Annotated in this window: 23 protein-coding genes; all 23 read right to left on the bottom strand. The window is 40.6% G+C overall.

What is annotated here, in order from left to right:
* Positions 1-11: 11 nt before the first annotated feature.
* The gene (locus tag G592_RS0109540; protein WP_028247624.1) at positions 12-647 is read right to left on the bottom strand and encodes a response regulator; all 636 of its coding nucleotides are present in this window, start codon (positions 645-647) and stop codon (positions 12-14) included.
* A complete protein-coding gene (locus G592_RS16165; protein ID WP_051194852.1) occupies positions 648-1,667 on the bottom strand; it encodes a sensor histidine kinase in 1,020 nt (339 codons plus the stop codon). It lies immediately after the preceding gene.
* A complete protein-coding gene (locus tag G592_RS0109530) occupies positions 1,657-2,820 on the bottom strand; it encodes an ABC transporter permease (RefSeq protein ID WP_028247623.1) in 1,164 nt (387 codons plus the stop codon). Before G592_RS0109530 ends, G592_RS16165 begins: the two co-directional genes overlap by 11 nt.
* The gene (locus tag G592_RS0109525) at positions 2,807-3,952 is read right to left on the bottom strand and encodes an ABC transporter permease (RefSeq protein ID WP_028247622.1); all 1,146 of its coding nucleotides are present in this window, start codon (positions 3,950-3,952) and stop codon (positions 2,807-2,809) included. The genes G592_RS0109530 and G592_RS0109525 overlap by 14 nt, the downstream gene beginning before the upstream one ends.
* Positions 3,952-4,893: an ABC transporter ATP-binding protein gene (locus G592_RS0109520; RefSeq protein ID WP_028247621.1), complete on the bottom strand. Its 942-nt coding sequence runs from the start codon at positions 4,891-4,893 to the stop codon at positions 3,952-3,954. Before G592_RS0109520 ends, G592_RS0109525 begins: the two co-directional genes overlap by 1 nt.
* A 122-nt stretch (positions 4,894-5,015) precedes the next feature.
* Positions 5,016-6,581, bottom strand: a complete 1,566-nt coding sequence (locus G592_RS0109515; RefSeq protein ID WP_028247620.1) for an ABC-F family ATP-binding cassette domain-containing protein — start codon at positions 6,579-6,581, stop codon at positions 5,016-5,018.
* A gap of 33 nt (positions 6,582-6,614) precedes the next feature.
* The gene (locus tag G592_RS0109510) at positions 6,615-7,472 is read right to left on the bottom strand and encodes a patatin-like phospholipase family protein (RefSeq protein WP_028247619.1); all 858 of its coding nucleotides are present in this window, start codon (positions 7,470-7,472) and stop codon (positions 6,615-6,617) included.
* 51 nt (positions 7,473-7,523) lie between these two features.
* Complete coding sequence (locus G592_RS16160; RefSeq protein WP_028247618.1) at positions 7,524-8,243, bottom strand: hypothetical protein; 720 nt, start codon at positions 8,241-8,243, stop codon at positions 7,524-7,526.
* Positions 8,240-8,701 (bottom strand): LytTR family DNA-binding domain-containing protein, encoded by a 462-nt coding sequence (locus tag G592_RS0109500; RefSeq protein WP_028247617.1) that lies wholly within the window; start codon positions 8,699-8,701, stop codon positions 8,240-8,242. Before G592_RS0109500 ends, G592_RS16160 begins: the two co-directional genes overlap by 4 nt.
* 143 nt (positions 8,702-8,844) lie before the next feature.
* Positions 8,845-11,157, bottom strand: coding sequence for a DUF2298 domain-containing protein (locus G592_RS0109495; RefSeq protein ID WP_028247616.1), 2,313 nt, complete (start codon positions 11,155-11,157; stop codon positions 8,845-8,847).
* A 113-nt stretch (positions 11,158-11,270) separates the two neighbouring features.
* Entirely contained in the window at positions 11,271-11,792 is a 522-nt protein-coding gene (locus G592_RS0109490; protein ID WP_028247615.1) for a 2'-5' RNA ligase family protein, read from the bottom strand.
* Positions 11,793-11,815: 23 nt separating this feature from the next.
* A complete protein-coding gene (locus G592_RS0109485) occupies positions 11,816-12,169 on the bottom strand; it encodes an arsenate reductase family protein (RefSeq protein ID WP_028247614.1) in 354 nt (117 codons plus the stop codon).
* Between the two features lie 16 nt (positions 12,170-12,185).
* A complete protein-coding gene (locus tag G592_RS0109480) occupies positions 12,186-12,464 on the bottom strand; it encodes a hypothetical protein (RefSeq protein WP_028247613.1) in 279 nt (92 codons plus the stop codon).
* Between the two features lie 24 nt (positions 12,465-12,488).
* The gene (locus G592_RS0109475; RefSeq protein ID WP_028247612.1) at positions 12,489-13,322 is read right to left on the bottom strand and encodes an LD-carboxypeptidase; all 834 of its coding nucleotides are present in this window, start codon (positions 13,320-13,322) and stop codon (positions 12,489-12,491) included.
* Between the two features lie 33 nt (positions 13,323-13,355).
* Entirely contained in the window at positions 13,356-15,485 is a 2,130-nt protein-coding gene (locus G592_RS16155; RefSeq protein WP_036952459.1) for an ATP-dependent helicase, read from the bottom strand.
* Entirely contained in the window at positions 15,485-17,020 is a 1,536-nt protein-coding gene (locus G592_RS0109465) for an alanine/glycine:cation symporter family protein (RefSeq protein ID WP_028247611.1), read from the bottom strand. Before G592_RS0109465 ends, G592_RS16155 begins: the two co-directional genes overlap by 1 nt.
* 74 nt (positions 17,021-17,094) lie before the next feature.
* Positions 17,095-17,643: a hypothetical protein gene (locus G592_RS0109460; RefSeq protein ID WP_242830161.1), complete on the bottom strand. Its 549-nt coding sequence runs from the start codon at positions 17,641-17,643 to the stop codon at positions 17,095-17,097.
* Positions 17,627-18,049 carry a DUF4430 domain-containing protein gene (locus G592_RS0109455; RefSeq protein ID WP_028247609.1) on the bottom strand — a complete coding sequence of 141 codons (423 nt, stop codon included), beginning with the start codon at positions 18,047-18,049 and terminating at the stop codon, positions 17,627-17,629. Before G592_RS0109455 ends, G592_RS0109460 begins: the two co-directional genes overlap by 17 nt.
* A gap of 85 nt (positions 18,050-18,134) precedes the next feature.
* A complete protein-coding gene (locus G592_RS0109450) occupies positions 18,135-18,968 on the bottom strand; it encodes a Cof-type HAD-IIB family hydrolase (RefSeq protein ID WP_028247608.1) in 834 nt (277 codons plus the stop codon).
* Between the two features lie 28 nt (positions 18,969-18,996).
* The gene (locus G592_RS0109445) at positions 18,997-19,380 is read right to left on the bottom strand and encodes a VOC family protein (protein ID WP_028247607.1); all 384 of its coding nucleotides are present in this window, start codon (positions 19,378-19,380) and stop codon (positions 18,997-18,999) included.
* A 152-nt stretch (positions 19,381-19,532) separates the two neighbouring features.
* Entirely contained in the window at positions 19,533-20,720 is a 1,188-nt protein-coding gene (tuf, locus tag G592_RS0109440) for an elongation factor Tu (RefSeq protein ID WP_015548549.1), read from the bottom strand.
* A 117-nt stretch (positions 20,721-20,837) separates the two neighbouring features.
* Positions 20,838-22,955, bottom strand: a complete 2,118-nt coding sequence (gene fusA, locus G592_RS0109435; protein WP_028247606.1) for an elongation factor G — start codon at positions 22,953-22,955, stop codon at positions 20,838-20,840.
* A 15-nt stretch (positions 22,956-22,970) separates the two neighbouring features.
* Complete coding sequence (rpsG, locus tag G592_RS0109430) at positions 22,971-23,441, bottom strand: 30S ribosomal protein S7 (RefSeq protein WP_028247605.1); 471 nt, start codon at positions 23,439-23,441, stop codon at positions 22,971-22,973.
* Between the last annotated feature and the right edge of the window lie 28 nt (positions 23,442-23,469).

Here is a 23,469-nt window from a genome sequence, read left to right as displayed (position 1 = left end):
TTAGCTCTTTTTTAGTTCTTAAGGTAAAATATTGCAAGCTGGGTGCGGTCTCTAAGCTCCAGCTTTTCCAAAATGGTGGAAAGATAATTTCTCACAGTGCCCTCTGATAAGAAGAGCTTCTGTGCAATCTCTTTATTGGAAAATCCCTCTGCTACCAGCTGGATAACTTCATATTCTTTCTCAGAAATATCCTTTGACTCATAATCAAATCCACTATCCTCTTCTGCGGTACTCATAAGTGCAGGAAGTTTATCAACAATGGCGCCTCCAAAGACACTCTGTCCATCCATGGCAGCATGAAGAGCTGCAGGAAGTGACTTGTAGTCCTGCTTTAAAAGATAACCACGAACCCCCAGCTTTAAAGCCTTTACGATATACTCGTCGTCCGAGAAGGTTGTAAGGAACAGTATGACAGCATCCTTATGCTTTGCCAGAATTTTTTCTGCTGCCTCCAGACCATTCATATCAGCCATACGAATATCCATGAGAAGCAGATCAGGATTTAGCTCGTCAAAAAGCTGCACTCCTTCTCTTCCACTGTTTCCTTTTCCAATTACTGAAAACCCCTCTTCTGCGTTGATTATCATTTCAAGGGACATTGTGATTAGTTCATCGTCGTCGATTAATAAAATTTTCTTGTCGTCCATTTATAACACCTCTTCAGCAGCCTTTACTACAAAGGGAAGCCTTGCGAATACCGTAAAGCCATCGTTGGTATAAATGTATGCATCTCCCCCAAGAGCATTTGCTCTGTTTCTTATATTTGTAAGGCCTATGCCTTCATAATCATCTAAAGCAATCTTTTCCTTCATCTCCTGAGACACTGTTCCGTTATCAGTAATAGAAATGGTACAAAAGCTGTAGTTTCTCTGCAGGATAATTGATACCTCATCGCCATTGGAATGCTTCAGGATATTTGTAACTGCCTCTTTTAAAATTCCTATCAGTGACAGTTTTATATTTGTCGGGATAGATTCATCCAAATCTAAATCCGTATTTACGGTAAAGCTTTTCAGCTCTCCGATAATGTCATCAAAGTTCTTTTTCAAATCGATTGAATCATCATGTAAATCATGTACTGATGCTCTCATCTTTGCCATAGATTCGTCTAATGTACTGGCAAGCATTTTTAACTGAGGCTCCAGATTTTCGTCCTTATTTACAGTAGAGATAGCTCCCAGCAGAAGGATGGCTCTTGATAGCAGGTGTCCCACATTATCATGAATCTCTCTGGCTATTCTGTTTCGCTCTGCAAGGGTAGCCAGATGCACCTGCTGATCCTGCTCTGATAAAAGCCTTCGGTTCTTTTCCTCTAAAATTTCCTCCAGCTCCTTACTGTCGTCTCGTGTGCGATGCAGAAGTCTCTTATAGGTCATTACCTGCTCATATAATATAGTAGACACCAGCGTAAATGACGCAAGGATTGCAAATATGGCCAAATAACCAAAAGCAGTGGTATCCTCACGTATCATATATATCAGAGTGGCTACAAATGGTATGGCGGTCAGCACTCCGTATATACGTTTCTTATCAACTAAAAGGCTTATTTCTAATATCAAAAAAACGCAAATAGACATTACAACCGAGAGGGTTGTAATGCCACTTGCGTTAATAAGTACGGTTAATCCTAATGCCGCTAAAAAGCGGATAATCACATCAAATAGCATACTGTTCCTTTTTCCTTGAAATAATCATTCCTGCAAATATGAACACTAATGCAAAGAGGATTTCAATAAATATATAAATACCAAACTTGCGACTCCAAATATCATTCACTGGAGTATCATTTATAAATTTAATAGCTGTGGTGTACCAGTACAATGGCATGAAATGTGCTATCTGAACAATCTTGTCTGACAGGAATTCTGTATCTACGAATACTCCACAAAGGAAGCTCATAGAAAGCACCATCATGTTTCCAATCATGTTAATAAGGTTTTCATTTGATGTAAGTGAGCATATGAAATATGCCATTCCAAGTCCTACCAACATCAGACTGTAGCTGTCAATCATGTAGTAGATAAGCTTATTGTTTGCATACTGTAGACTCATAATCTGGATAACACCAATCATTAATGTTGTCAAAACCACTCCTACTGCAAACACACCACCGATTGTAGCTGCGCTTCTTGTGAAGAAATGCATTCCACTAACGGATATTCGATTTTTAACATCCTTGTCCTTCATAAATGTAAGTGTGCATGCACAGCAGATACAAAGGATAATCATGTGTGTATAACCATTGAAGGTGAACATTCCTGTATAGAATGAACGATGATTTTCCTCAGCAGAATCCATAACAGTAGCTTTTGTTTCGCTAAGCTTTACCATCTGGTCGTGGGTCAGGCTGATAGCCTCTTCCTCGCTAAAACCACTATTTAAATATATCACAACATCCTGTAAATAGTCACCAAGCTTCTGTGTGAGAAGAAACTGAGATGCAGTAGTTCCAGGCGCAATATACTCAAGGACATTTTCTGTCTCACCTGATAAAACCTTTTCCTCAAAATCTTCAGGAATAATAAGTGCATATTCATAGATTAAAAATCTTACGTTATCATTCATTTCCTGAGGGTCATCTGTCTTTGGATCCACAACAATCTGTGTCTCTTTAAGATAATCCACCAGTGCATGGCTGAGAACAGAATTATCGTTATCTGTAACAGCAACCGTCACCTGCATATCTTCAAACATATCTTCCTGAGTAGAGACAGTAGCCTTGGCCTGCATATTTCCGAATACAGCGAAGATTGCAAAATAAACGATGATGTTCACTATATTCGCTCTAAGTGATTTTATAATTGCATTAAATACTGGCATATTTTCTCCTCCTCAAGAATAATGAGCTTACAAAAAGACCTCCAACAACCATGCAGCCCATAATCAAAATGTCCTGATAATACATATCTGTTTTGCCGTAGGTAGCTCTTGTATAAAGACAATCAACCAAAAGTGCCGCTGGGTTGATTCTATTTAAAATAGGACAGTTACTTTCAATAATCTGTCTAATCTGATGCCACATGAGACCACTGCAGAATGAGCATCCCATTGTAAATACAAGTGGTACTGCAACCAATAATCTTTCGTTTTTGATAAAGGAACCAATCAAAACTCCTGCTGAGATTCCCAGGGCACTTCCCAGTGTAGTAATCAAAACAAGGTTGATAAATGGCGCGCCCATGTTGATTTTAAGTATGTACTGAACATATACAACAAGTACTGCATTTGATACTGACTGAATTGTAAGTCCTGCCATAACACAGCCTGCAATTGCAAGGAGCTTGTTGGTAGGTGCCACCTCAAATCTCTTTCCTGTCTCAGTCATATTTGCGCACATGCCTTCAAGCATTGCTGTACTAATCCATGAGCTGAAAAGTGATGACATGGCAATCAAAGCGAAGAAATACTGCAGGTATGGTGAAGTGTTAGTACCAAAATCATGCTCCTTCATAATCTCCATTTGATTGGAAACCATATCGATGGCTTTCTGAAGATTTTCAGGATGTTCCTGGGCCACTTTTTCAATGACTGAATACATATTTTTATATTCTCGAACGATTTCATTTAATGTGGTGGCCTTGTAGCCATTTGTTAGCACGTATGTGGAAATATCATCTCCATCCTCAACATAGAATCCAGAAATCATTTCGGAATTCATAGCCTCTGCAGCTTCTTCTTTTGAAGAATACTCATGAACCTCTACAATCTTTGTACGGTTATCACTTACTTTTGACATTTCCTCTAAGAGCATTCCAAAATTTGTTTCTTCCTGATTCGTATTTACGTATCCTACATTTATGGTTTTGAAATTATCAGGATCATCACTTATAAGATTTCCAAATCCAAAATAAAATACTGTAGCAAGGACAAGTGGGAAGAAAATATTCCAGCCCACAACGTACTTGTTGCGAAGCATCTCTTTTAATTTATATACATAGATTCGACCAAACATTAATCTCTAAGCTCCTTTCCTGTGATTTCAAGGAATACATCATTTAATGTAGGAAGTTCTGTTGATACGTGTCCAAATGGCACATTGTTATCATTTAAATAACTGAGGATATGTACCAGGTTATGATCTCCACCATCACATTTAATAACCAGATCATCTCCGTCCTCCTTAACCTTATAAACATGGTTGATTTCCTTGATTCCTGCGATAATCTTGTCCGACTTATCAGGAAGACCAACACGGATTGTTTCTCTGTTGATGAGGGAAGATTTAAGCTCCTGAGATGTTCCGTTTGCAACGTTCTTTCCATGGTCCATAATTACAACTCGTGTGCAAAGCTCCTCAACCTCTTCCATGTAATGAGATGTGTAAATGATTGTTGCACCATCTCTGTTCATCTTTCTAATTCCCTCAAGGATTGCGTTTCGGCTCTGTGGGTCAACTGCAACTGTTGGCTCATCAAAGATAATAAGCTTTGGCTTGTGAGCGATTCCGCAGGCGATGTTTAATCTTCTAAGAAGACCACCTGAGAGCTTCTTTGGAAGATACTTTTTATATTCTGTAAGTCCTGTGAACTCCAGTGCATCCTCAACATATTTCTTTCTTGTTGCCTTGTCCTTGATGTAGAGGCCACAGAAGAAATCCACGTTTTCATAAACTGTAAGGGTTTCAACCACTGCCACATTCTGCATTACCACACCAATCTGTGACTTGATATCGTAGGCCTCTGGCTTCATCTCCTTATCAAAGATTGTCACTATTCCTTTATCGTATTTAAGAAGTGAAAGCAGGCAGTTAATTGTTGTTGTCTTACCTGAACCGTTAGGTCCAAGAAGTCCAAGAATTTCCCCTTCGTTTACATTTAATGAAAAGTGATCTACAGCCACCTTATCTCCATATCTTTTTACCAAGTTTTCGATTTCTACTACGCACTGACTCATATCCTTCTCCTTTACGGCTTTGTTTTTCGTTTCTGATGATAATATAAATGAAAAAGACAGCCCTCTGTAGTGAAGGCTGTCATTTTGTTAAGTGACATTTGTCATTATGTGGTGTGAAAAATCTATATTGTCTTAGTTGTCCATTTACTGCAATCCCATACATCCGTCGCGAGACCCTCGTAGAACTCAGGCTCATGGCATACCATAAGGATGCTTCCGTTGTATTCCTTAAGTGCACGCTTAAGCTCATCCTTTGCATCCACATCAAGATGGTTTGTAGGCTCATCTAAAAGAAGAAGGTTTGTCTCGCGGTTCAAAAGCTTGCAAAGACGAACCTTTGCCTGCTCACCACCGGAAAGAACTCGGCATAAGCTTTCAATATGCTTTGTTGTAAGTCCGCACTTAGCAAGGGCTGCACGAACCTCATTCTGATTATATGAAGGGAACTCGTTCCAGATTTCCTCGATACATGTAGTGGAAATATGCTGATCCATCTCCTGCTCAAAGTATCCAATCTCAAGGAACTCTCCCTGATATACTGTACCTGAAAGTGGTGGAATGAGACCTAAAATACTCTTTAAGAGAGTAGTCTTTCCAATACCGTTTGCACCAGTAAGTACAATCTTCTGCTTGCGCTGCATCTCCAGATTCAAAGGAATTGAAAGTGGCTCGTTCTTGTCGTAGCCGATAACAAGCTCCTTTGTAGAGAAGATTACACGGCTAGGAGTACGTGCCTCCTTGAAGTAAAACTCTGGCTTTGGCTTCTCTGCTGCAAGCTCGATTACATCCATCTTATCAAGCTTCTTCTGACGTGACATAGCCATGTTTCTTGTGGCAACGTTTGCCTTATTGCGGGCAACGAAATCCTTAAGCTCAGCAATCTCCTTCTGCTGTCTATTGTAGGCAGCCTGAAGCTGACTCTGCTTCATTGCATATACTTCCTGGAACTTGTCATAATCTCCCACATAGCGGTTAAGCTGCTTGTTATCCATGTGGTAAATGAGATTGATAACTGAATTCAGGAATGGAACGTCATGGGAAATAAGGATAAATGCATTCTCATAATCGTTCAGATATCTCTTAAGCCATTCGATGTGCTCCACATCAAGGTAGTTTGTAGGCTCGTCCAAAAGAAGGATGTCTGGCTTCTCCAATAAAAGCTTTGCCATAAGTACCTTTGTACGCTGTCCACCGGAAAGCTCTGTAACATCCTTATCAAGTCCTAGGTCAAGTACGCCGAGAGCTCTGGCTACTTCCTCCACCTTGGCATCTATCATATAAAAGTCGTGCATAGTGAGAAGGTCAGCTATAGTTCCTGCTTCCTCCATGCGCTTATTCATCTCGTCATCGTCGGTGACATCGCCTAAGCTGGCATAGATGTCGTTCATCTCCTGCTCCATGTCATAGAGGAAATCAAAAGCTGAGTGAAGGACGCTGCCAATTGTCATACCCTTCTCAAGAGCTGTGTGCTGATCGAGATAACCAACACGAACCTTCTTTGACCACTCAATCTTTCCCTCATCTGGCTGAAGCTTGCCTGTGATGATATTCATAAAAGTAGACTTGCCTTCGCCGTTGGCTCCAACAAGTCCGATATGCTCACCCTTCAACAGTCTGAATGACACGTCCTCAAAGATGGCGCGGTCACCAAAACCGTGGGATAAATGTTCTACGTTTAAAATACTCATTCTTACTACCTTTCAAAACCGGGGCACAGTCTCCTATGCCAAATACTGCTTTAATCCCTCCAGGGATCTGATTGCCTCGGCGCGGCCCATTTCATAGACGCGCTGAAGTTCATCAGGATTTTTCTCGGTAGGATTAATATTAGGTGCTACCGATGGCCTGATAACAAAGACCTCACCTGCCTGCTCCTTCTGTCGCACGTATGCCTTTTCCTCGTTGTACATAAGATGTCTGTCCCTCATGACCTTTACCATGTTTGGAAACTTGCCAAGGAACATCTTTACAATGCCCATATACTTCTGAGGCTTCTTAACAAAATCTGCTGGCTGTGTTTCAATCACAAGGATTCTATCACATTTTTCACTTTCCATAAACCTCAAAGGTATAGAATCTGCCATTCCCCCATCTAAATACAGCTTATTATCGATTTCTACAGGGCGTGAGAACATAGGCATTGATGCAGATGCTCTAATCCATCTGATGTCAATTCCATCCCTTGTGTAGTCCCTGTTGTCACACTTGTGATAAACTGCTGCACCTGTATTGATATCTGTGGCCACAACGAAAAAGTCCATTGGGTTGTCATAGAAGGTCTCTCCATCCCACACATCAAGCTCATATGGAAGTGTGCCATAGCAGAATGGTACATTGTACAGATCACCTGTCTTAACCCAGGAATTTATGCTGCAGTATCTCTTGTCATTACAATAAATCTTATTGTATCTAAGCGGACGGCCTATCTGTTTTGACTTGAAATTCAAGCCAAATGTAGCTCCGGCAGATACACCTACCGCACTGTCAAACTCAATTCCATTTTCCAACAATACATCAATAACACCGCAGGTGAAGATTCCGCGCATTGCTCCACCTTCCATAACAAGTCCCTTTTTCATCTTAACCTCCAAAAAGAGGGACCTGTCGGGTCCCTCATCAATTCATTTGCCTTACACGAAGTAAATATCTACCTGTCCTAATCCGTTATCAATCTGTGTCTTAACAAGTGGCTGTGCCTCATCCTGTGAGCACTCGCCGTGAACATTAATTTTCCCCAGACCATTGTCAAAGTTGAATGACATTCTAAATTCCTTTGGGAAATATAATGACATTGCACCAAGTCCATTGTCAATATCAAGGAAAGCACCTTCCTCTGCAACTGTAGAACCATCAAAATAAGCAGTCAAAGTTCCCAGTCCATTGTCGATTGAACCCTTGCGCATATTCTTTACAGATACATACTGTGTTCTTGAGCCAAGGCCGTTATCCAATGTAAAATTACCATCTTCTTCCCAGTATTCTGATGTGTGATTCTCACCCATGATATACTCCTTTCCCTTATGGTCAAATACAACCTTTGGCTTATGTCCGAAGATTGTAGAAAGTCCAATACCGATAAGGATTACAGCAATCATAATAAGAGCATAGTGAACATCACCTAACATAAGCTCGTCTCTAAATAAACAGGTTACAACACCTACAGGAATTGCCATTCCCACAAAGCTCTTCTCAAGAAGCTGCTCACCAAAGAACAGTGCCATAATGATACATACAGCAATCTTTGCCATTGGCATATCTGTAAAAAATGTTGATCTGCTAAGTAATAAACATACCGCAAATGCGATAATTGCTAAACCTCTAATTGCGTTTCTAATTTTTCCTTTTCTCATCTCTTTATCCTCTTTTCATCCATTATTTCAATAAGTGCTTTAATGTAGTTGCGTGATGCATAAGCTTTCTTTGCAGAATTTCTAAATGAAATCTCACTTGCTCCCGTGATATTTTTCTTTATCGAGGAAATCAGTTCCGTATTTACGATAGTTGATTTTGATACCCTCAGGAAATCTCTCGGTAGCAGTTCTTCAAGCTCATATAATTTTTGTCTTATCCTGTAGATGGATTTTCCAGTGTGGATTGATATGTAATTTCCATCAGCCTCCATAAATAGGATTGATTTCACTTCCACGTAATATTCCGTGTCATCAATGTAGGCCGATATTCTTTGTGCCCCCATCTGCTTACTCGACAACAGTCGCTGCAGCTCCAATATCTCATCTGTTATCTCTCGGCAGTGAATGGTTATCATGTCCTGCTGTAAAGAATCATCTACGTCAATATTTATCTTCATAACTATTGGCGCCTCCTTGATTATCATTTTACATATTTAATCCCCACAAACAACAATTTGGGATAAGAGGTAATTATTTGAAGGTCAAAGGTAAATTTTGCATCTACAAAAGGAACAGCCACCATGTGACTGTTCCTCTGTTACTAATCTGCATTCACTCTAATTAGGTAGTTGTGATAGCCGCCATAGTAGCTTGACTCAAGCTGTAACTCCACATCACCAAGCTGTAAAAGCTTGTAGAGATTGATAGGTGTTCCGGCAAAATCATAACTCTGGTACTCAAATTGACCAATATAAATGTACTGGATATTGTATTTCTTAATAAGTTCCTTTGTTGTCTCTAAATCATAACCTGTATAGATTTCTCTGATATCTGTAGCTCTGCTCTCTACAGCCTCCTGGCTGAATCTCCAAAGCCACTCATGGGCATACCAGCCTAAAACTGTAGGACATCCTGAAGCTACTGACATTCTGCCTGCATCAGTGTATGCGTCTCCATAGTTTTCAAGAACTACAGGTGGCTTATCATAATCAAGACTGTTTAGATAGTTTACAACCTGAAGATCCTCTGCAAACTGAGGATTTGTCTCCATAAATGCTGTGGCATTTAAAGTTCTGGTTCGTGAGCTGTCAAAAATATTTCCGAACCAGCTATGACAGCTTACGAAATAGTAAGACATGCAGACAAGTGTTGGAACCAGAAGAATGCAAGCCAACACCTTTTTAACCTTTGTCTTTTTGAAGGCAAAAAGGGAAATCATTGCATAGCCTGTGATTATACCAAACATAATGCAAGACTGATATGTAAGCTTGAATGTTGTATTTGCTCTGGCGTAATCGATGTTGTAGATATCTTTTACATAGATGACCTCTGGGATAATAATCAATCCAATTGAACAGCATGTAAAAAGCATAACCATAAGGTCTGCAATATTCGCATTTACGATAATTCTTCCAAGAACATTTACCTTCTTATCCTGAGCCTTGTCCTCATCATTTAAATAATCCTTAATAGCAAATACAAGGCAAACTACTGCAGTCGCCACTGGTAAAAGCCAAAGGACAAGTAGCTGATGGAATAATGTGTGGTTCTCGCAAAGGAAAATACCACCCTCCATCTTTGTGAAATTCAGCTTAAATGGAAGGATAACAACATTTGCAATAACCATCATAAATATGATTTGGATTGCAGAGAACAGTGTGCTCTTCTTTGTAAATCCATATACTTTAAAATCCACAAATAAAACTGTAAGTGCTGAAATCATCATGTAGATTGCATAATCCCAGTAGTTGTTTCCCTGGAAAAATCCTGTGAAGAAACCACAGAGAAGCACTGTAGGAGTAAGAGCCTTAAGGATGAAATCCTTGGGTGTGAAATCAAGCTCAAGCTTCTGGCTGCTACCCTTCTTGTCTGCCATCTGAGTAGCAAAGGCAATGATAATTCCAATTATAGTAAGCACGAACATGATGTTGATAACGTGTGCGTGCAAATCTCCAATTACAAATGAATATGAAGGAGTCTCAGTGATGGTCTTATCCATTCTCTCTGGAACATAACCAACGTATCTGGTACTCTCTGGGAACCAGTAAGAGTACTCTGCATTTCCGATAATAGCGTTGTAGATTTTTAATACGATTCCAAAAACGATAAAGTGAGCGCTACCCTCGAAGCATACTCCGGCGCCACCAAGTAAACCACCGATAATTCCGTGTGCCTTCTTGAACTTAGGGCCAAACTTTGTCTGGATAAGTTTGTATGTGCAAGAGAATGCCTCCACAAATGCCATAGAGCATACTGTGTAGAACATAATGTTATAACTGAATCTTACATCGTTAAATGAAAGCTGATTGATGAAAGCAGCAAAATACTGACCTAAATAATAGTAGTTGAGATTTTCATGTGCAAACCAGATATCCTCAACAGGGAAATATGTGAGCTTTGTCATGGTATTCATAAATCCATAATCCATGAATTTCTCTGTACCATATGCATCTGGTTTGAAGGATTTCATATAAAGAAGACATGTGAGAAGAAGCAGGAACATCAGCTCCTCTGCAATCATGAACTTCAGATTTTCCTTATCAATAGAAACTGCATTGCCTTTTTTCTTGTCCTGGATAGTGGAAATAGTTGTAGCCACTACCGCTAAAAGCACTGTGACAAAGGCGCAATTCACAGGTGTAAATTTAAGCAGTTTGAGATTCGACAGCCAGAATACCACCATTCCGGAAATAGAGACACCTATTACCTTTGAGAAAATGTATCCTCTGTCAGTGAAGTTTTTGAAGACCTTTTTAGTCAATGAAAAAAAGCCTATACCAACTATTAAAAGGGCAAAATACCACTTATAGATGTATACGCTTTCTTCTTTAAAAAGAAGACCAATCATGCCAATAAGAATTACAAATATAATTCCCTCTGACATGTAGTCTGTTAATTTAAATTTCTTGTTCAAAACATTAGTCCCCCAATCGTATGTAGTCCATACTCATCTCCCCGCATTCGTCAATTATAGCGTAAAACTGGGGGAATTCCTAGGGAAAAACGAGATTTATTACAAAAATGTTACTATTCTAATGTTATTATTCTTATATCCTTATGAGGATTTACTGTTGATAGCCCTATTCTCACGATTTTTCCTTTGATTGGTGTGAAATCCTGCATGGCTTCAAGAGCCTTACTCATCTGCTCCTTTGAAAGCTGTTTGCCAAGGGTAATGTGTGGCAGCCATGAACCTGGCCTGTAATATCTGCTGACGGTCACCTCTGGGATATCTTTGAAGGTATCAAATACCTTCTGTGACATCTGCTGCAAATAATCATTAAGAATAGGTGCACCGTAAAAAACATAAGGCAGAAACTGGCCTAGTGAGACTATCTGAATCTCCTGTGATGTCAGGCTGCCTTCGAGGGTTTCAAAGCCTGGCACCAGCACATCCACATTTCTCGCCTCCAAAGCTGAGATAGTCATATGTGGTGGCACATGGTTTTCCACCATAAATCCATTTCCTGTTGCTTCGTATATACGATTTATATATTCCTGTAATTTTTTAGTTGTTGTTTCATCAAAATATGCAGAAATCAAATACATGATTATTTTTTTTGCTCACCTATTTATTTGGTTGCTTCTTTCCACTGTTCCTCTTTGAATCCTGGTATTACAGCTTTATCTGTAATAAGAAGTGGGCGCTTTACAAGCATTCCATCTGATGCAAGAATCTTGTACATCTCTGCTTCAGTCATGTCAGGAAGCTTCTTTGAAAGCTCCATTTCTCTGTAAAGCTGACCGCTTGTGTTGAAGAATTTCTTAAGAGGTAATCCACTCTTCTTATGTAAATCCTTAAGAGTCTTCTCATCAGGATGATTTTCCTTGATGTCGATAACCTCATGCTTAATCTTGTTATCTTCAAGCCACTTAATGGCCTTCTTACATGTTGTGCAACGTGAATAGCAATATACTTTAATCATAGTAAAACCTCCCTTTTTATATGCAGCTCTGAGCTTTTCTGGCTAGCTCCAATTCACACTTGATTCTCTTGTTTAAGATTTCCTTTTGCTGAACCACCAGCTGAGCCACTGCCTCATCAGTCTCCACCATCTTTTTCATAGTCTCCACTGTATCAAACATGTTCTCGTACTGATCCACCTTATTTTTGTACTCGCTCATAAGCATAGTTGGGATCTTGGCTGTCTTAAACAGCACATCCACTCTACCGTGGACTTCTTCCATTCTCTTGTGCAAATCTCTTAATTCGTTATCCATATTTTAGCTTCTACCCCCTCCTGTTTAGAATCTATAATACCGACCTATCACTACAGCTTTGGCGTCATGGCTATGACCTACATCATGTGTCTTGCCCACTGGTAACCCCTCTGGGATGTGCATCTTAAGCAAATCAAATACTGACATTTTAAGATTAGCTCTTTCATACCCGGTAAATGTACCAAGCATAACACCTGCCACTTTTTCAAATACTCCCATCAGCTCAAGCTGGGCAAACAGTGTGGCAATCTGTCCAGACTCACCACCATATGCCTCCAGCATCAAAATTTTTCCTGTCACATCAGGGAAATATTTTGTGCCTGCAAGCTTAAGTAAGCAACGTATGTTACCACCTACTAAAATCCCCTCCATGGACTGTCCCTGAAGAAAATCGTAATCAATGTTAAACAGCTCATTATTTGCCCCTTTTATATAATCAGCAAATCTCTTCTGTTGCAACTCAGCGGCTGAGTAAACCATATTTTTAACCTGGAAAAGTACTGACTCTTTTCCGGTCTGAGAATATATGGCATTGATTACTGTGGTCAAATCGCTGTAGCCCCAAAAAGTCTTATCAGAATTTTTTATCGTCTCAAAATCCAGATACTTTAGGACCCCGTTGGCCAAATCTCCCCCGGATATATCATAGATAGCCTGGATTGTGTCATCCTGATAGAACTGCATTAAATCCTGCGCTCTTTCCACATCTGTGCCGCTAAATTCATCAGTTATGCACATTATATGCTCAGCTTTTACAGTCTCGATGTTCATATCATTAAGAACCTGGCACAACTCATCCACCTGACTTGCCCACTGTTCACTATGTCCATTAGAGCATGCTGCCAAACCAACCTTCATACATTTTCTCCACTTCTCGTTACATTATTATGTTTATTGTACTTTCATACCATATGAAAAAGCAACTGGATAGGAAAAACTCTTTTCTACCCCTGACTCAAATTCCACAGAAAATGTTTCTGGAGTGCCATAATCATCAAGGATTACATCGGTTATTGTTCCTGCTCCATATTTTGTCTGAGTTACTCTCTGACCTATGATTAATCTCTCTGGCACTGCAGACTGATTTGTCTTTTGTGGTTTAGGTTGCTTTAGGTATGATGTAACCTTTGTATTTCCATAGGACTTCTTCTCTTCTGTTTCCGCTTTCTGAGTCTCTGGCTTTAGTTCCTTTATGAAGGTGGAATTTCTGTTTTCATATTTGAAAATTGTTAGCTTTTCCTTGGCTCTTGTCATTCCTACATAAAAGATTCTGCGCTCTTCCTCGTAATCCCTCTTCTCCTGAGGTGTAGCCTTTGTATGAGGTCTAAGCACCTTGTTAGGAAATACACCGTTTATTACATCAATCAGGATAACATCATCGTACTCCAGACCTTTGCTGGAATGGATTGTGGAAAGGATGAATTTTGCACTGCTGTCATTCTTCTTTTCCATAAGAATTCTTCTAAGCTCTGTGAGCCTGTTAAGGAAAGCTGGAATATCCTTTTCCTTTTTAGCAAGCATCTTCAGGATGAATATCTTGTTTGTATCTATGTTATTGGAATTAAGGTAATCACCGTATCCCATAAAATTCTCAATTCTATTAATGGCCTTATATGGAGTCTCATCCACCATGTTTCTGTAGTGGGTTCTCAGGGATTTGCAATTGCCCAGTACGTGGCCATTAAGGTTGAGAAGCTCGATGGCATCCAAGACTCCTGAGTGATTTCTCTCTGCCAGCTCACACATTTCTATAGCGTCCTTCTTGCTAAGGTATAGCTGGAACTTGAAATATATCTTCATAAACAAGTCTGCATCCATTGGCACAAAGGCAAACTGTAGCATGTTGATTATGTCTATAACCACCCTGTTGGTGAAGAAAGCCATATCAACACTCTTGATGTTGTAAGGTACTGACTGTCTTTCCAACATATCTACAAGTGGAAGTGCGCTTTCATTATCTCGATATAAAACAGCTGTCTTCGTATTTACGTTTTCAGCTACCTTCACCAGATAGCTGTACTGCTTTTCCCTGTCTATCTTTACAAAACTGATTTCGCTTTTGGCATCCTTTGTAGCACATATATGCTTCTTGTGTCTGTCCTTATTGTGCTGGATGAAGATATCTGCAGCCTCTACAATCCTTGCATTGGAGCGGTAATTCTTATCCATTACAAGAACCTTGGCACCTACATGATTTCTTTCAAAATTCAAAAGTGCCTCTGGATATGCAGCTCTAAATCCATATATACTCTGATCCTCATCTCCAACCATAAATATATTTCCACTTTCTCCTGAAAGCAGGGAAATAATCATATGCTGAATCTTTGAGGTATCCTGAGCCTCATCCACGCAGATATATCTGTACAGGTTTCTATAGTAATTGAGAACCACTGGCGAACCTTTCAGGATTCTGTAGGCATAAAGCATCTGGTCATCGTAATCCATCAGGCTGTGATTCTTCAACTCATTATTGTATGCCTCGTAAATCCTGCGAAGATTGATATCCTCATCCTTACCAAGTTTTTCTATCTCATCACTTGTAAGGTACATATTCTTACAGTAAGTTATGAGAGTTCTGATGTTTTTTATATCGCTTTCTGTTGGGTATTCTCCCTCTACGTTCAGATAGATATTTGATAGAAGCCTGATTATCTCCTTTTCATCTGTAAGCAGTTCAAAGGAATTCTTTCCAATCATTCTGCCGTAGTAGGCTATAACCTTGGAACAGATACCATTGATGGTTCTAAACTCTAATCTGTCCGAAAGATCTGGCCCAAAGATTTTCTCAAATCTGTTTGCCATATCCTTTGTGGCTGCTACCGTGTAGGTCAGGGTCAAAATGTTTTCTGGTGCTATGGCCTTGCAGTAAATCATATAGCCCAGGCGGTTTACCAAAACTGTGGTCTTACCACTTCCCGGAACAGCCAAAAGCAGCACGGGCCCTTCGACGGTCCGTACTGCTTCCATTTGTTGCTCATTTAATTGTGATGTGTATAACTCTATAAAATCTTTTTCTAACATTAATTCTTTCTAGCTCTTTCATCCCAGACACTTACGTCCATGCCGATAACGTCAGATGTAAATGGTGTTCCGTCTTCCTTCTCGTAGTGGAGCTGGGCTTTTTTAACATACTTAAATCCAATGTAAAGAAGTGGAATGTTGCAGTATGCAATCAAGATATTAGCAAAATCTGATAAATCCCACAATGCCCCTAAATCCATTCCTACAATAGAAGTAAGCATACCAAAACAGATTACCAGAATATCAAGCACTCTGATTACATTGATAAATGCCTTGCTGCGGTTGATTCTGTTGGCACATATCTCTGAGAAGGACATAAATCCAAGGAGACATGTGAATGCAAACAGACCAAAGCAGAGGGAAATCAGCAGTGTGACAACGTTATTGAATGCTGTTCCTGGTGTAAGTTCTGCTGCAGATGCAAGATACTTTGGAAGCTTTCCAAGCTCGAACCATGCAGCACCATTATCTGTGAGCCATACACGGCCCATAATGACTACAAAACCTGTTAGGGTACAAATTACTATTGTATCAAGGAAAACGCCGATAGCCTGTACACAACCCTGATCACAAGGGTGCTCTGCATCTGAAGCTGCTGCAGGCATTGTGATAGTACCTTGACCTGCTTCATTAGACATAAGGCCTCGCTTAACGCCCTGCATCAATGCGATACCAAAGGCTCCTCCGAATACTGCCTCAGGCTTGAATGCCTCAGTAAATACAGCATAGAAGAACCAAGGGATTCTTGTGATGTTGATAACGATAAGTACAAGTACTGTAACCACATATACGATTGCCATTACGGGTACGAGAATATCTGTTACGTGAGAAATCTTCTTTGTTCCACCAAATGAAACAGCGATTGTAGCGATGATGACAATTACAAAGCCAATCCAGTATACAGCATGTGTTGTAGGAAGCTCTGTGCCGCTAACAATGCTGGCAATCTGTCCCATTGCAGATACTGTGTTAAATCCTTGGGCTGGGAAACAAAGCAGAGCATAGATGATATACATGAGCGAAAGTACAACACCTACTATTGCAGAATTTTTGATAAGGCGTCTTCCATAGAAAGCCATACCACCAATATATTCATCATCTTTTTTCTCTTTGAAAATCTGTGAAAGTGTAGACTCCACAAAAGCTGTGGCCATTCCAAAGAAAGCTGAAATCCACATCCAAAGGAGCGCTCCAGGACCACCGACAGATACCGCACCTGTAACACCAAGGATATTTCCAGGGCCTACTCGCATAGCTGTAGAAAGGAAGAATGAAGCCAGTGGCGAAATACCAGTCTTTGCCTTGCTGTTCTTCAAAACTTCTATTCCACGCTTGAATTTGCGCACCTGAATAAATCTCAGCCTAATAGAAAAGTATATTCCTGATCCAATTAAAAGTATTATAGCTAGTGAAAAATTACCAAGAATCGGTATGTTTGCATACCAATCAAAGTTTGTTGGGAAATCCCAGAATAAATCTGATACAACCTGAATCCTACCGCAGACCGCAGTAATAAAACTCAATAAAGCTTCCATAAGCATCTTCCCCCTTAAGTTTTTCAACTAATGTTACTTTTATTTTAACCTTTTGTATTCAATAAAAAAAGATTCTAGTTGTAAGCAAAACGCTTCATTACCGAACGGATAGGAGTATATAAAACCATCATAAAGGTGAAATTTCCTACGCAGTGAATGAAATCCCATGGGATACCAGAAATCCACCACGGGAATGCTGTAGCAAATCCACCTCGAATTCCTCCTGTGCTAAATCCAATAAAGAAGTAAACAAAGGAACATAAGAAACCAAAGCATAGCCCAAAAATGCCTGACAATATGGACCAGAATAGGATGGACTCGGTTTTCCTGAATATCCATGTAATTATTACTAACAGAGGCCATATATACAGATACATAATCCACCAGGTATTCATTCCATATATTGCGCCCTCCACAAGAATAAATGCAGGAATTGCAAGTCCTGCTTTTCTACCAAAATAAAGGGTGAACATTATAATCCAAAAGGTGGTCAACTCAATATTTGGCATAAAACTCAATGCAAACTTGGATACTTCAATAATAGCCACCATCATTCCAATGGTGGCTACATCCTTTGTAGTTATATTTATCTTTTTGTTAAATGGATTACTCAGCTTTTTCATAAGTCCAGGTATATGTATCCTCGTTTACTACTGGCTGCTGGTCTGCACCGTACTGACCGTATTCACCATTTACATAAAGAGCCCAGTATGCATTATCCTCTGTGAAGATTGCCTGCTCGCCGTTTACTTCCTCTACCATGATTCCATAATCAGACTCTGTACCGTTATATGAGAAGGAACTATCAGCATCTGCCAACTCATCCATTGCATCCTTAAGATACTCAGCATCTGTATTCATCTCGTACTTTGTGCTGTCGCCCTTTGAATCTACAACTTCAATTGTGATAGCCTTTGCACCAACTGTACTCTTGGCAGCAAACTTGTTGTAGCAAAGTGCAAATACGGCAATCAAGGCTACGAGAATGACTGCACCAATAACTATTTTTTTAGTATTTTTCTTTTCCATTTTTAATATTCTCCTTTTTACATAGTTGTCCTTTGGAATTTCAATACTCCCCATTATAGTGCATTTGTGTAAATATTACCATTATCTATATAAGTCCAAAATGCTTAAAAGCATTGTATATACCGTCATCATCTACAGCATCTGTCACATAATCGGCCATTGCTTTTATCTCGTCGCCACCACTGGCAACTGCAACGCCAACTGCACATTTTTCAAACATAGGAATATCAATCTTTGCATCTCCAAAAGCAAATGTATCCTCGATAGATGCTCCAATATGTTCAAGAAGCATATCAACTGCTTTACCCTTGTCTATGGACTTTACACCCACATCACCGAATAATGCAGTCTCTCCTGCACCACCCCAGGTGCCTACTTTAAGATTAGGGAATTCTTTAACAGCTTCAAGATAATCATTATATGACTTTAAAATAAAAGAGACTTTGTTCAAATCATCTCTGTATAAATCAGCCCCAAAAATCATCTCTGGGAAAATGGTTCTCACTGTTACCTGACTTCCATCACGGCCTTTTCTGTTTGTATATTCCTGAATAGTCTGAAGACCTACCTCTTCGAAATGCTCTGAAGCATATAGTCCACTGTTGCTTTCCAGGTAGAACTCAAGCCCCTTAGCATGAAGCCAGTCTACAATGTGTTTACTTTCTTCCTTAGAAATCACCTGATGGAAAACTACTTCGTCTCCGCTTTTGATATATGTGCCATTTCCACCAATCATGCCATCAAGGCCTATATCCCAAATATTCTGATATACCTCAGCCTCTGAACGGCCAGTGCAAATATAAACCTTATGACCGTTGCTTCTGGCCTTTCTAATGGCATCAACAGCCGAATCCGGCAACACATTCTCATAGTTAACTAATGTTCCATCTACATCAATAAAAATAACCTTATTTCCCAAATTTAAATCCTACCTATACTTTTTATTACTATACTGTCAGCTCTATCTGATTTCCTTCAATCACCACAATACATGACTCATAATAGCCATCTCCTGTGGTTCTAGGGCCGCTTACCACTTCAAATCCATCAGCTTTCAGACGGGCTGTCAGCTCATCCACCTTTTCCTTGCTACCTACTGAAAAAGCTATATGCGCATAACCTGTCCTGTTAAGTGTCTTTTCCACCTCTTCTATCTCAGGCTTAGTCATCACCTCAAGCCTTGCCCCATCATCGAAAGAAATGAAGTATGACCTAAAATCTGTATTCTTATTATGATATCCATCATTAGAAGTCCCACCAAGATACTTCACAAAGAAATCCCTGGCATTCTCTAAATCATTTACATACATAGCGATGTGTTCGATTAACATTTCATACCCCCTTATTTAAACATCTATTTGATATCATAATTTAAAAATAATTCAAAAAGCAACCATATTTCAATTTGTACACAAAAAAGGCTCCCGAGTCACCTCGGAAGCCTTTGAATTTTTAAAATTTGGGTTGGGCTGTTCGCTCTCGATTATTCGATGATTGTAGCAACACGACCAGAACCTACTGTTCTACCACCCTCACGGATAGCGAATGTAAGACCCTGCTCCATAGCGATTGGGTGGATGAGCTCGATTGTCATCTCTACGTTATCGCCAGGCATGCACATCTCTGTACCTGCTGGAAGCTCGCAAACACCTGTAACGTCTGTTGTTCTGAAGTAGAACTGTGGACGATAGTTGTTGAAGAATGGAGTATGACGACCACCTTCATCCTTTGTAAGAACGTAAACCTGAGCTGTAAACTTTGTGTGGCATGTTACAGTACCTGGCTTAGCAAGTACCTGTCCACGCTGGATCTGGTCACGGTTAACACCACGAAGAAGTGCACCGATGTTATCACCAGCCTGAGCCTCGTCAAGAAGCTTACGGAACATCTCGATACCAGTTACAACAGTCTTCTGTGTATCTTCCTTGATACCGATGATCTCAAGCTCGTCGTTAAGGTGAAGAACACCACGCTCTACTCTACCTGTAGCAACAGTACCACGACCTGTGATTGTGAATACGTCCTCTACTGGCATAAGGAATGGCTTGTCTGTCTCACGCTGTGGATCTGGGATGTAAGAATCTACAGTATCCATAAGTTCCATGATCTTGTCGCCCCACTCGCCGTTTGGATCCTCAAGAGCCTTAAGAGCTGAACCCTTAATGATTGGACAATCATTGAAGTCATACTCTTCAAGCTGCTCTGTAACTTCCATCTCTACGAGCTCGATAAGCTCCTCATCATCAACCATATCACACTTGTTAAGGAATACAACGATGTAAGGTACACCTACCTGACGTGAAAGAAGGATGTGCTCCTTTGTCTGAGCCATAACACCGTCAGTTGCAGCAACTACAAGGATAGCGCCGTCCATCTGAGCAGCACCTGTAATCATGTTCTTTACATAATCAGCATGGCCTGGGCAGTCAACGTGTGCATAGTGTCTCTTCTCTGTCTGGTACTCAACGTGAGCTGTAGAGATTGTGATACCTCTTTCTCTCTCTTCTGGAGCCTTATCGATGTTCTCGAAATCTACCTTAGCATTACCAGCAACACGCTCAGCAAGTACCTTTGTGATAGCTGCTGTAAGAGTTGTTTTACCGTGATCTACGTGTCCGATAGTACCGATGTTACAATGTGGTTTGGTTCTGTCAAAATGCTCTTTTGCCATTTTTAAAAATCCTCCTTAAGATAATGCCCTTCAATGGGCTGTTTAGTTCTAAACTCTCGATATTTCCGATTATAATGGAAATATCGAGATTTTTCAACTATCTAGTATTTTTCTAAATTATTTAGCGTGATTAGAGATAATCTGCTCCTGAACGTTCTTTGGAACTGCCTCATACTTCTCGAAGAACATTGAGTAGTTACCACGACCCTGAGTAGATGAACGAAGCTCTGTAGAGTATCCGAACATCTCTGCAAGTGGAACAAGTGCTCTAACGATCTTGCCGCCGCCAAGATCATCCATAGACTGGATCTGACCTCTCTTAGCGTTAAGAGATCCGATTACATCACCCATGTACTCCTCTGGCATAGTAACTTCAACCTTCATGATAGGCTCAAGAAGAACTGGAGCTGCCTTTGCCATAGCTTCCTTGAAGCACATTGAACCAGCAATGTGGAATGCCATTTCTGATGAATCGACTTCATGGTAAGAACCATCGTAAACGTCTGCTTCTACACCAAGAACAGGGAATCCGCAAAGGATACCAGCCTTAGCTGCTTCCTCGATACCCTCACCAACAGATGGGATGTATTCCTTAGGAATAGCACCACCAACTACTGAAGACTTAAATCTGAATGTCTCTTCAGCGTTAGCATCCATTGGAGTAAATCTAACCTTACAGTGACCGTACTGTCCACGACCACCTGACTGCTTAGCATACTTGTATTCCTGGTCAACAGGCTTTGTAAATGTTTCCTTGTATGCAACCTGAGGTGCACCAACGTTAGCCTCAACCTTGAACTCTCTAAGAAGACGATCAACAATAATCTCAAGGTGAAGCTCACCCATACCAGCGATGATTGTCTGACCTGTCTCCTGGTCAGTATGCTGACGGAATGTAGGATCCTCTTCAGCAAGCTTTGCAAGAGCCTCACCCATCTTCTGCTGTCCAGCCTTAGTCTTAGGCTCGATAGCAAGCTCGATAACTGGCTCTGGGAATTCCATAGACTCAAGGATTACTGGGTGCTGCTCGTCGCAGATTGTATCACCAGTTGTTGTAACCTTAAGACCTACAACAGCTGCGATATCACCAGAGTAAACCTTCTCTAACTCTGTACGCTTGTTAGCGTGCATCTGAAGAATACGACCTACACGCTCCTTCTTATCCTTTGTAGCATTAAGGCAGTATGAACCCGAGTTCAATGTACCTGAATATACACGGATAAATGCGAGCTTTCCAACGAATGGATCAGCCATAATCTTGAAAGCTAAAGCTGCGAATGGCTCATCATCTGATGAGTGCTTCTCAACTGGGTTGCCATCCATATCTACACCCTGGATAGCTGGTACGTCTGTAGGAGCTGGCATGAACTCAAGGATTGCATCAAGAAGCTTCTGAACACCCTTGTTTCTATAAGCAGATCCACAGCATACTGGGATAGCCTTACACTCGCAAGTACCCTTACGAAGTGCTGCCTTAAGAGCATCTACAGATGGCTCTTCGCCCTCAAGATACTCCATCATAAGATCATCATCTAACTCACAGATCTTCTCAACAAGCTCTGTGTGATAAAGCTCAGCATCCTCTGCCATATCAGCTGGGATGTCTGTGATAGAAATATCATCACCCTTATCATCGTTATAGATGTATGCCTTCATCTCGAAAAGATCGATGATTCCCTTGAAATCATCTTCCTTACCGATTGGAAGCTGAAGAACGATAGCGTTCTTCTTAAGTCTGTCACGGATCTGATCAACAGCTCCGTAGAAGTTTGCACCAAGGATATCCATCTTATTGATGAAAGCCATTCTTGGTACGTTATATGTGTCAGCCTGTCTCCAAACATTCTCTGACTGTGGCTCAACGCCACCCTTTGCACAGAAGACACCAACGGCGCCATCAAGTACACGAAGGGAACGCTCAACCTCAACAGTGAAATCTACGTGGCCTGGTGTATCAATGATATTGATACGGTGCTCAAGAGCACCCTTCTTAGGCTTGCAGTTTTCCTGCTCAGTCCAGTGACATGTTGTAGCAGCTGAAGTGATTGTGATACCTCTCTCAGCTTCCTGCTCCATCCAGTCCATGGTTGCAGTACCTTCGTGAGTATCACCAATCTTGTAATTTACGCCAGTATAGTAAAGAATACGCTCTGTAAGTGTAGTCTTTCCGGCATCGATATGAGCCATAATACCGATATTTCTGGTACGCTCAAGTGGATATTCTCTTCCTGCCACTGTTCGTCCCTCCTATTAGAATCTGTAATGAGCAAATGCCTTATTAGCTTCTGCCATTCTATGCATTTCTTCTTTTCTCTTAACAGCTGAACCTGTGTTGCCAGCTGCATCCATGATCTCGTTTGCAAGACGCTCTTCCATTGTCTTCTCTGTACGTGAACGTGAGAACATTGTGAGCCATCTAAGGCCAAGGGCCTGACGACGATCTGGTCTTACCTCGATAGGTACCTGATATGTAGCACCACCGATACGTCTAGCCTTTACTTCAAGTACAGGCATAACGTTGTTCATTGCTTCCTCGAAAACCTCAAGCGCAGGTCTTCCAGTCTTTTCCTCGACTTTGCCAAATGCACCATATACAATCTTCTGAGCTACACCCTTCTTACCATCAAGCATGATGTTGTTGATAAGCTTTGTAACTACCTTGCTGTTGTATATAGGATCTGCCAAAACGTCTCTCTTTTGAGTATGTCCTTTTCTTGGCACGATACTTCCCTCCTTAACTAAAATTTGT

The sequence above is a fragment of the Pseudobutyrivibrio ruminis CF1b genome (assembly GCF_000424005.1).
GTDB lineage: Bacteria > Bacillota > Clostridia > Lachnospirales > Lachnospiraceae > Pseudobutyrivibrio > Pseudobutyrivibrio ruminis_C.
This window is presented reverse-complemented; position numbering and strand designations above follow the sequence as displayed.

What these genes read in the sequence shown, in the direction of transcription:
- G592_RS0109480 (WP_028247613.1), bottom strand. Translation starts at nt 12,464, where the DNA reads ATGGATAACGAATTAAGAGATTTGCACAAGAGAATGGAAGAAGTCCAC.
- G592_RS0109490 (WP_028247615.1), bottom strand. Translation starts at nt 11,792, where the DNA reads ATGTATTTGATTTCTGCATATTTTGATGAAACAACAACTAAAAAATTA.
- G592_RS0109530 (WP_028247623.1), bottom strand. Translation starts at nt 2,820, where the DNA reads ATGCCAGTATTTAATGCAATTATAAAATCACTTAGAGCGAATATAGTG.
- G592_RS0109455 (WP_028247609.1), bottom strand. Translation starts at nt 18,049, where the DNA reads ATGGAAAAGAAAAATACTAAAAAAATAGTTATTGGTGCAGTCATTCTC.
- G592_RS0109485 (WP_028247614.1), bottom strand. Translation starts at nt 12,169, where the DNA reads ATGATTAAAGTATATTGCTATTCACGTTGCACAACATGTAAGAAGGCC.
- tuf (WP_015548549.1), bottom strand. Translation starts at nt 20,720, where the DNA reads ATGGCAAAAGAGCATTTTGACAGAACCAAACCACATTGTAACATCGGT.
- G592_RS0109510 (WP_028247619.1), bottom strand. Translation starts at nt 7,472, where the DNA reads ATGAAAAAGGGACTTGTTATGGAAGGTGGAGCAATGCGCGGAATCTTC.
- G592_RS0109525 (WP_028247622.1), bottom strand. Translation starts at nt 3,952, where the DNA reads ATGTTTGGTCGAATCTATGTATATAAATTAAAAGAGATGCTTCGCAAC.
- G592_RS0109500 (WP_028247617.1), bottom strand. Translation starts at nt 8,701, where the DNA reads ATGAAGATAAATATTGACGTAGATGATTCTTTACAGCAGGACATGATA.
- G592_RS16165 (WP_051194852.1), bottom strand. Translation starts at nt 1,667, where the DNA reads ATGCTATTTGATGTGATTATCCGCTTTTTAGCGGCATTAGGATTAACC.
- G592_RS0109460 (WP_242830161.1), bottom strand. Translation starts at nt 17,643, where the DNA reads ATGAAAAAGCTGAGTAATCCATTTAACAAAAAGATAAATATAACTACA.
- G592_RS0109475 (WP_028247612.1), bottom strand. Translation starts at nt 13,322, where the DNA reads ATGAAGGTTGGTTTGGCAGCATGCTCTAATGGACATAGTGAACAGTGG.
- G592_RS16160 (WP_028247618.1), bottom strand. Translation starts at nt 8,243, where the DNA reads ATGAGAAAAGGAAAAATTAGAAACGCAATTAGAGGTTTAGCAATTATC.
- G592_RS0109445 (WP_028247607.1), bottom strand. Translation starts at nt 19,380, where the DNA reads ATGTTAATCGAACACATCGCTATGTATGTAAATGATTTAGAGAATGCC.
- G592_RS0109540 (WP_028247624.1), bottom strand. Translation starts at nt 647, where the DNA reads ATGGACGACAAGAAAATTTTATTAATCGACGACGATGAACTAATCACA.
- G592_RS0109515 (WP_028247620.1), bottom strand. Translation starts at nt 6,581, where the DNA reads ATGAGTATTTTAAACGTAGAACATTTATCCCACGGTTTTGGTGACCGC.
- G592_RS0109520 (WP_028247621.1), bottom strand. Translation starts at nt 4,893, where the DNA reads ATGAGTCAGTGCGTAGTAGAAATCGAAAACTTGGTAAAAAGATATGGA.
- G592_RS16155 (WP_036952459.1), bottom strand. Translation starts at nt 15,485, where the DNA reads ATGTTAGAAAAAGATTTTATAGAGTTATACACATCACAATTAAATGAG.
- G592_RS0109465 (WP_028247611.1), bottom strand. Translation starts at nt 17,020, where the DNA reads ATGGAAGCTTTATTGAGTTTTATTACTGCGGTCTGCGGTAGGATTCAG.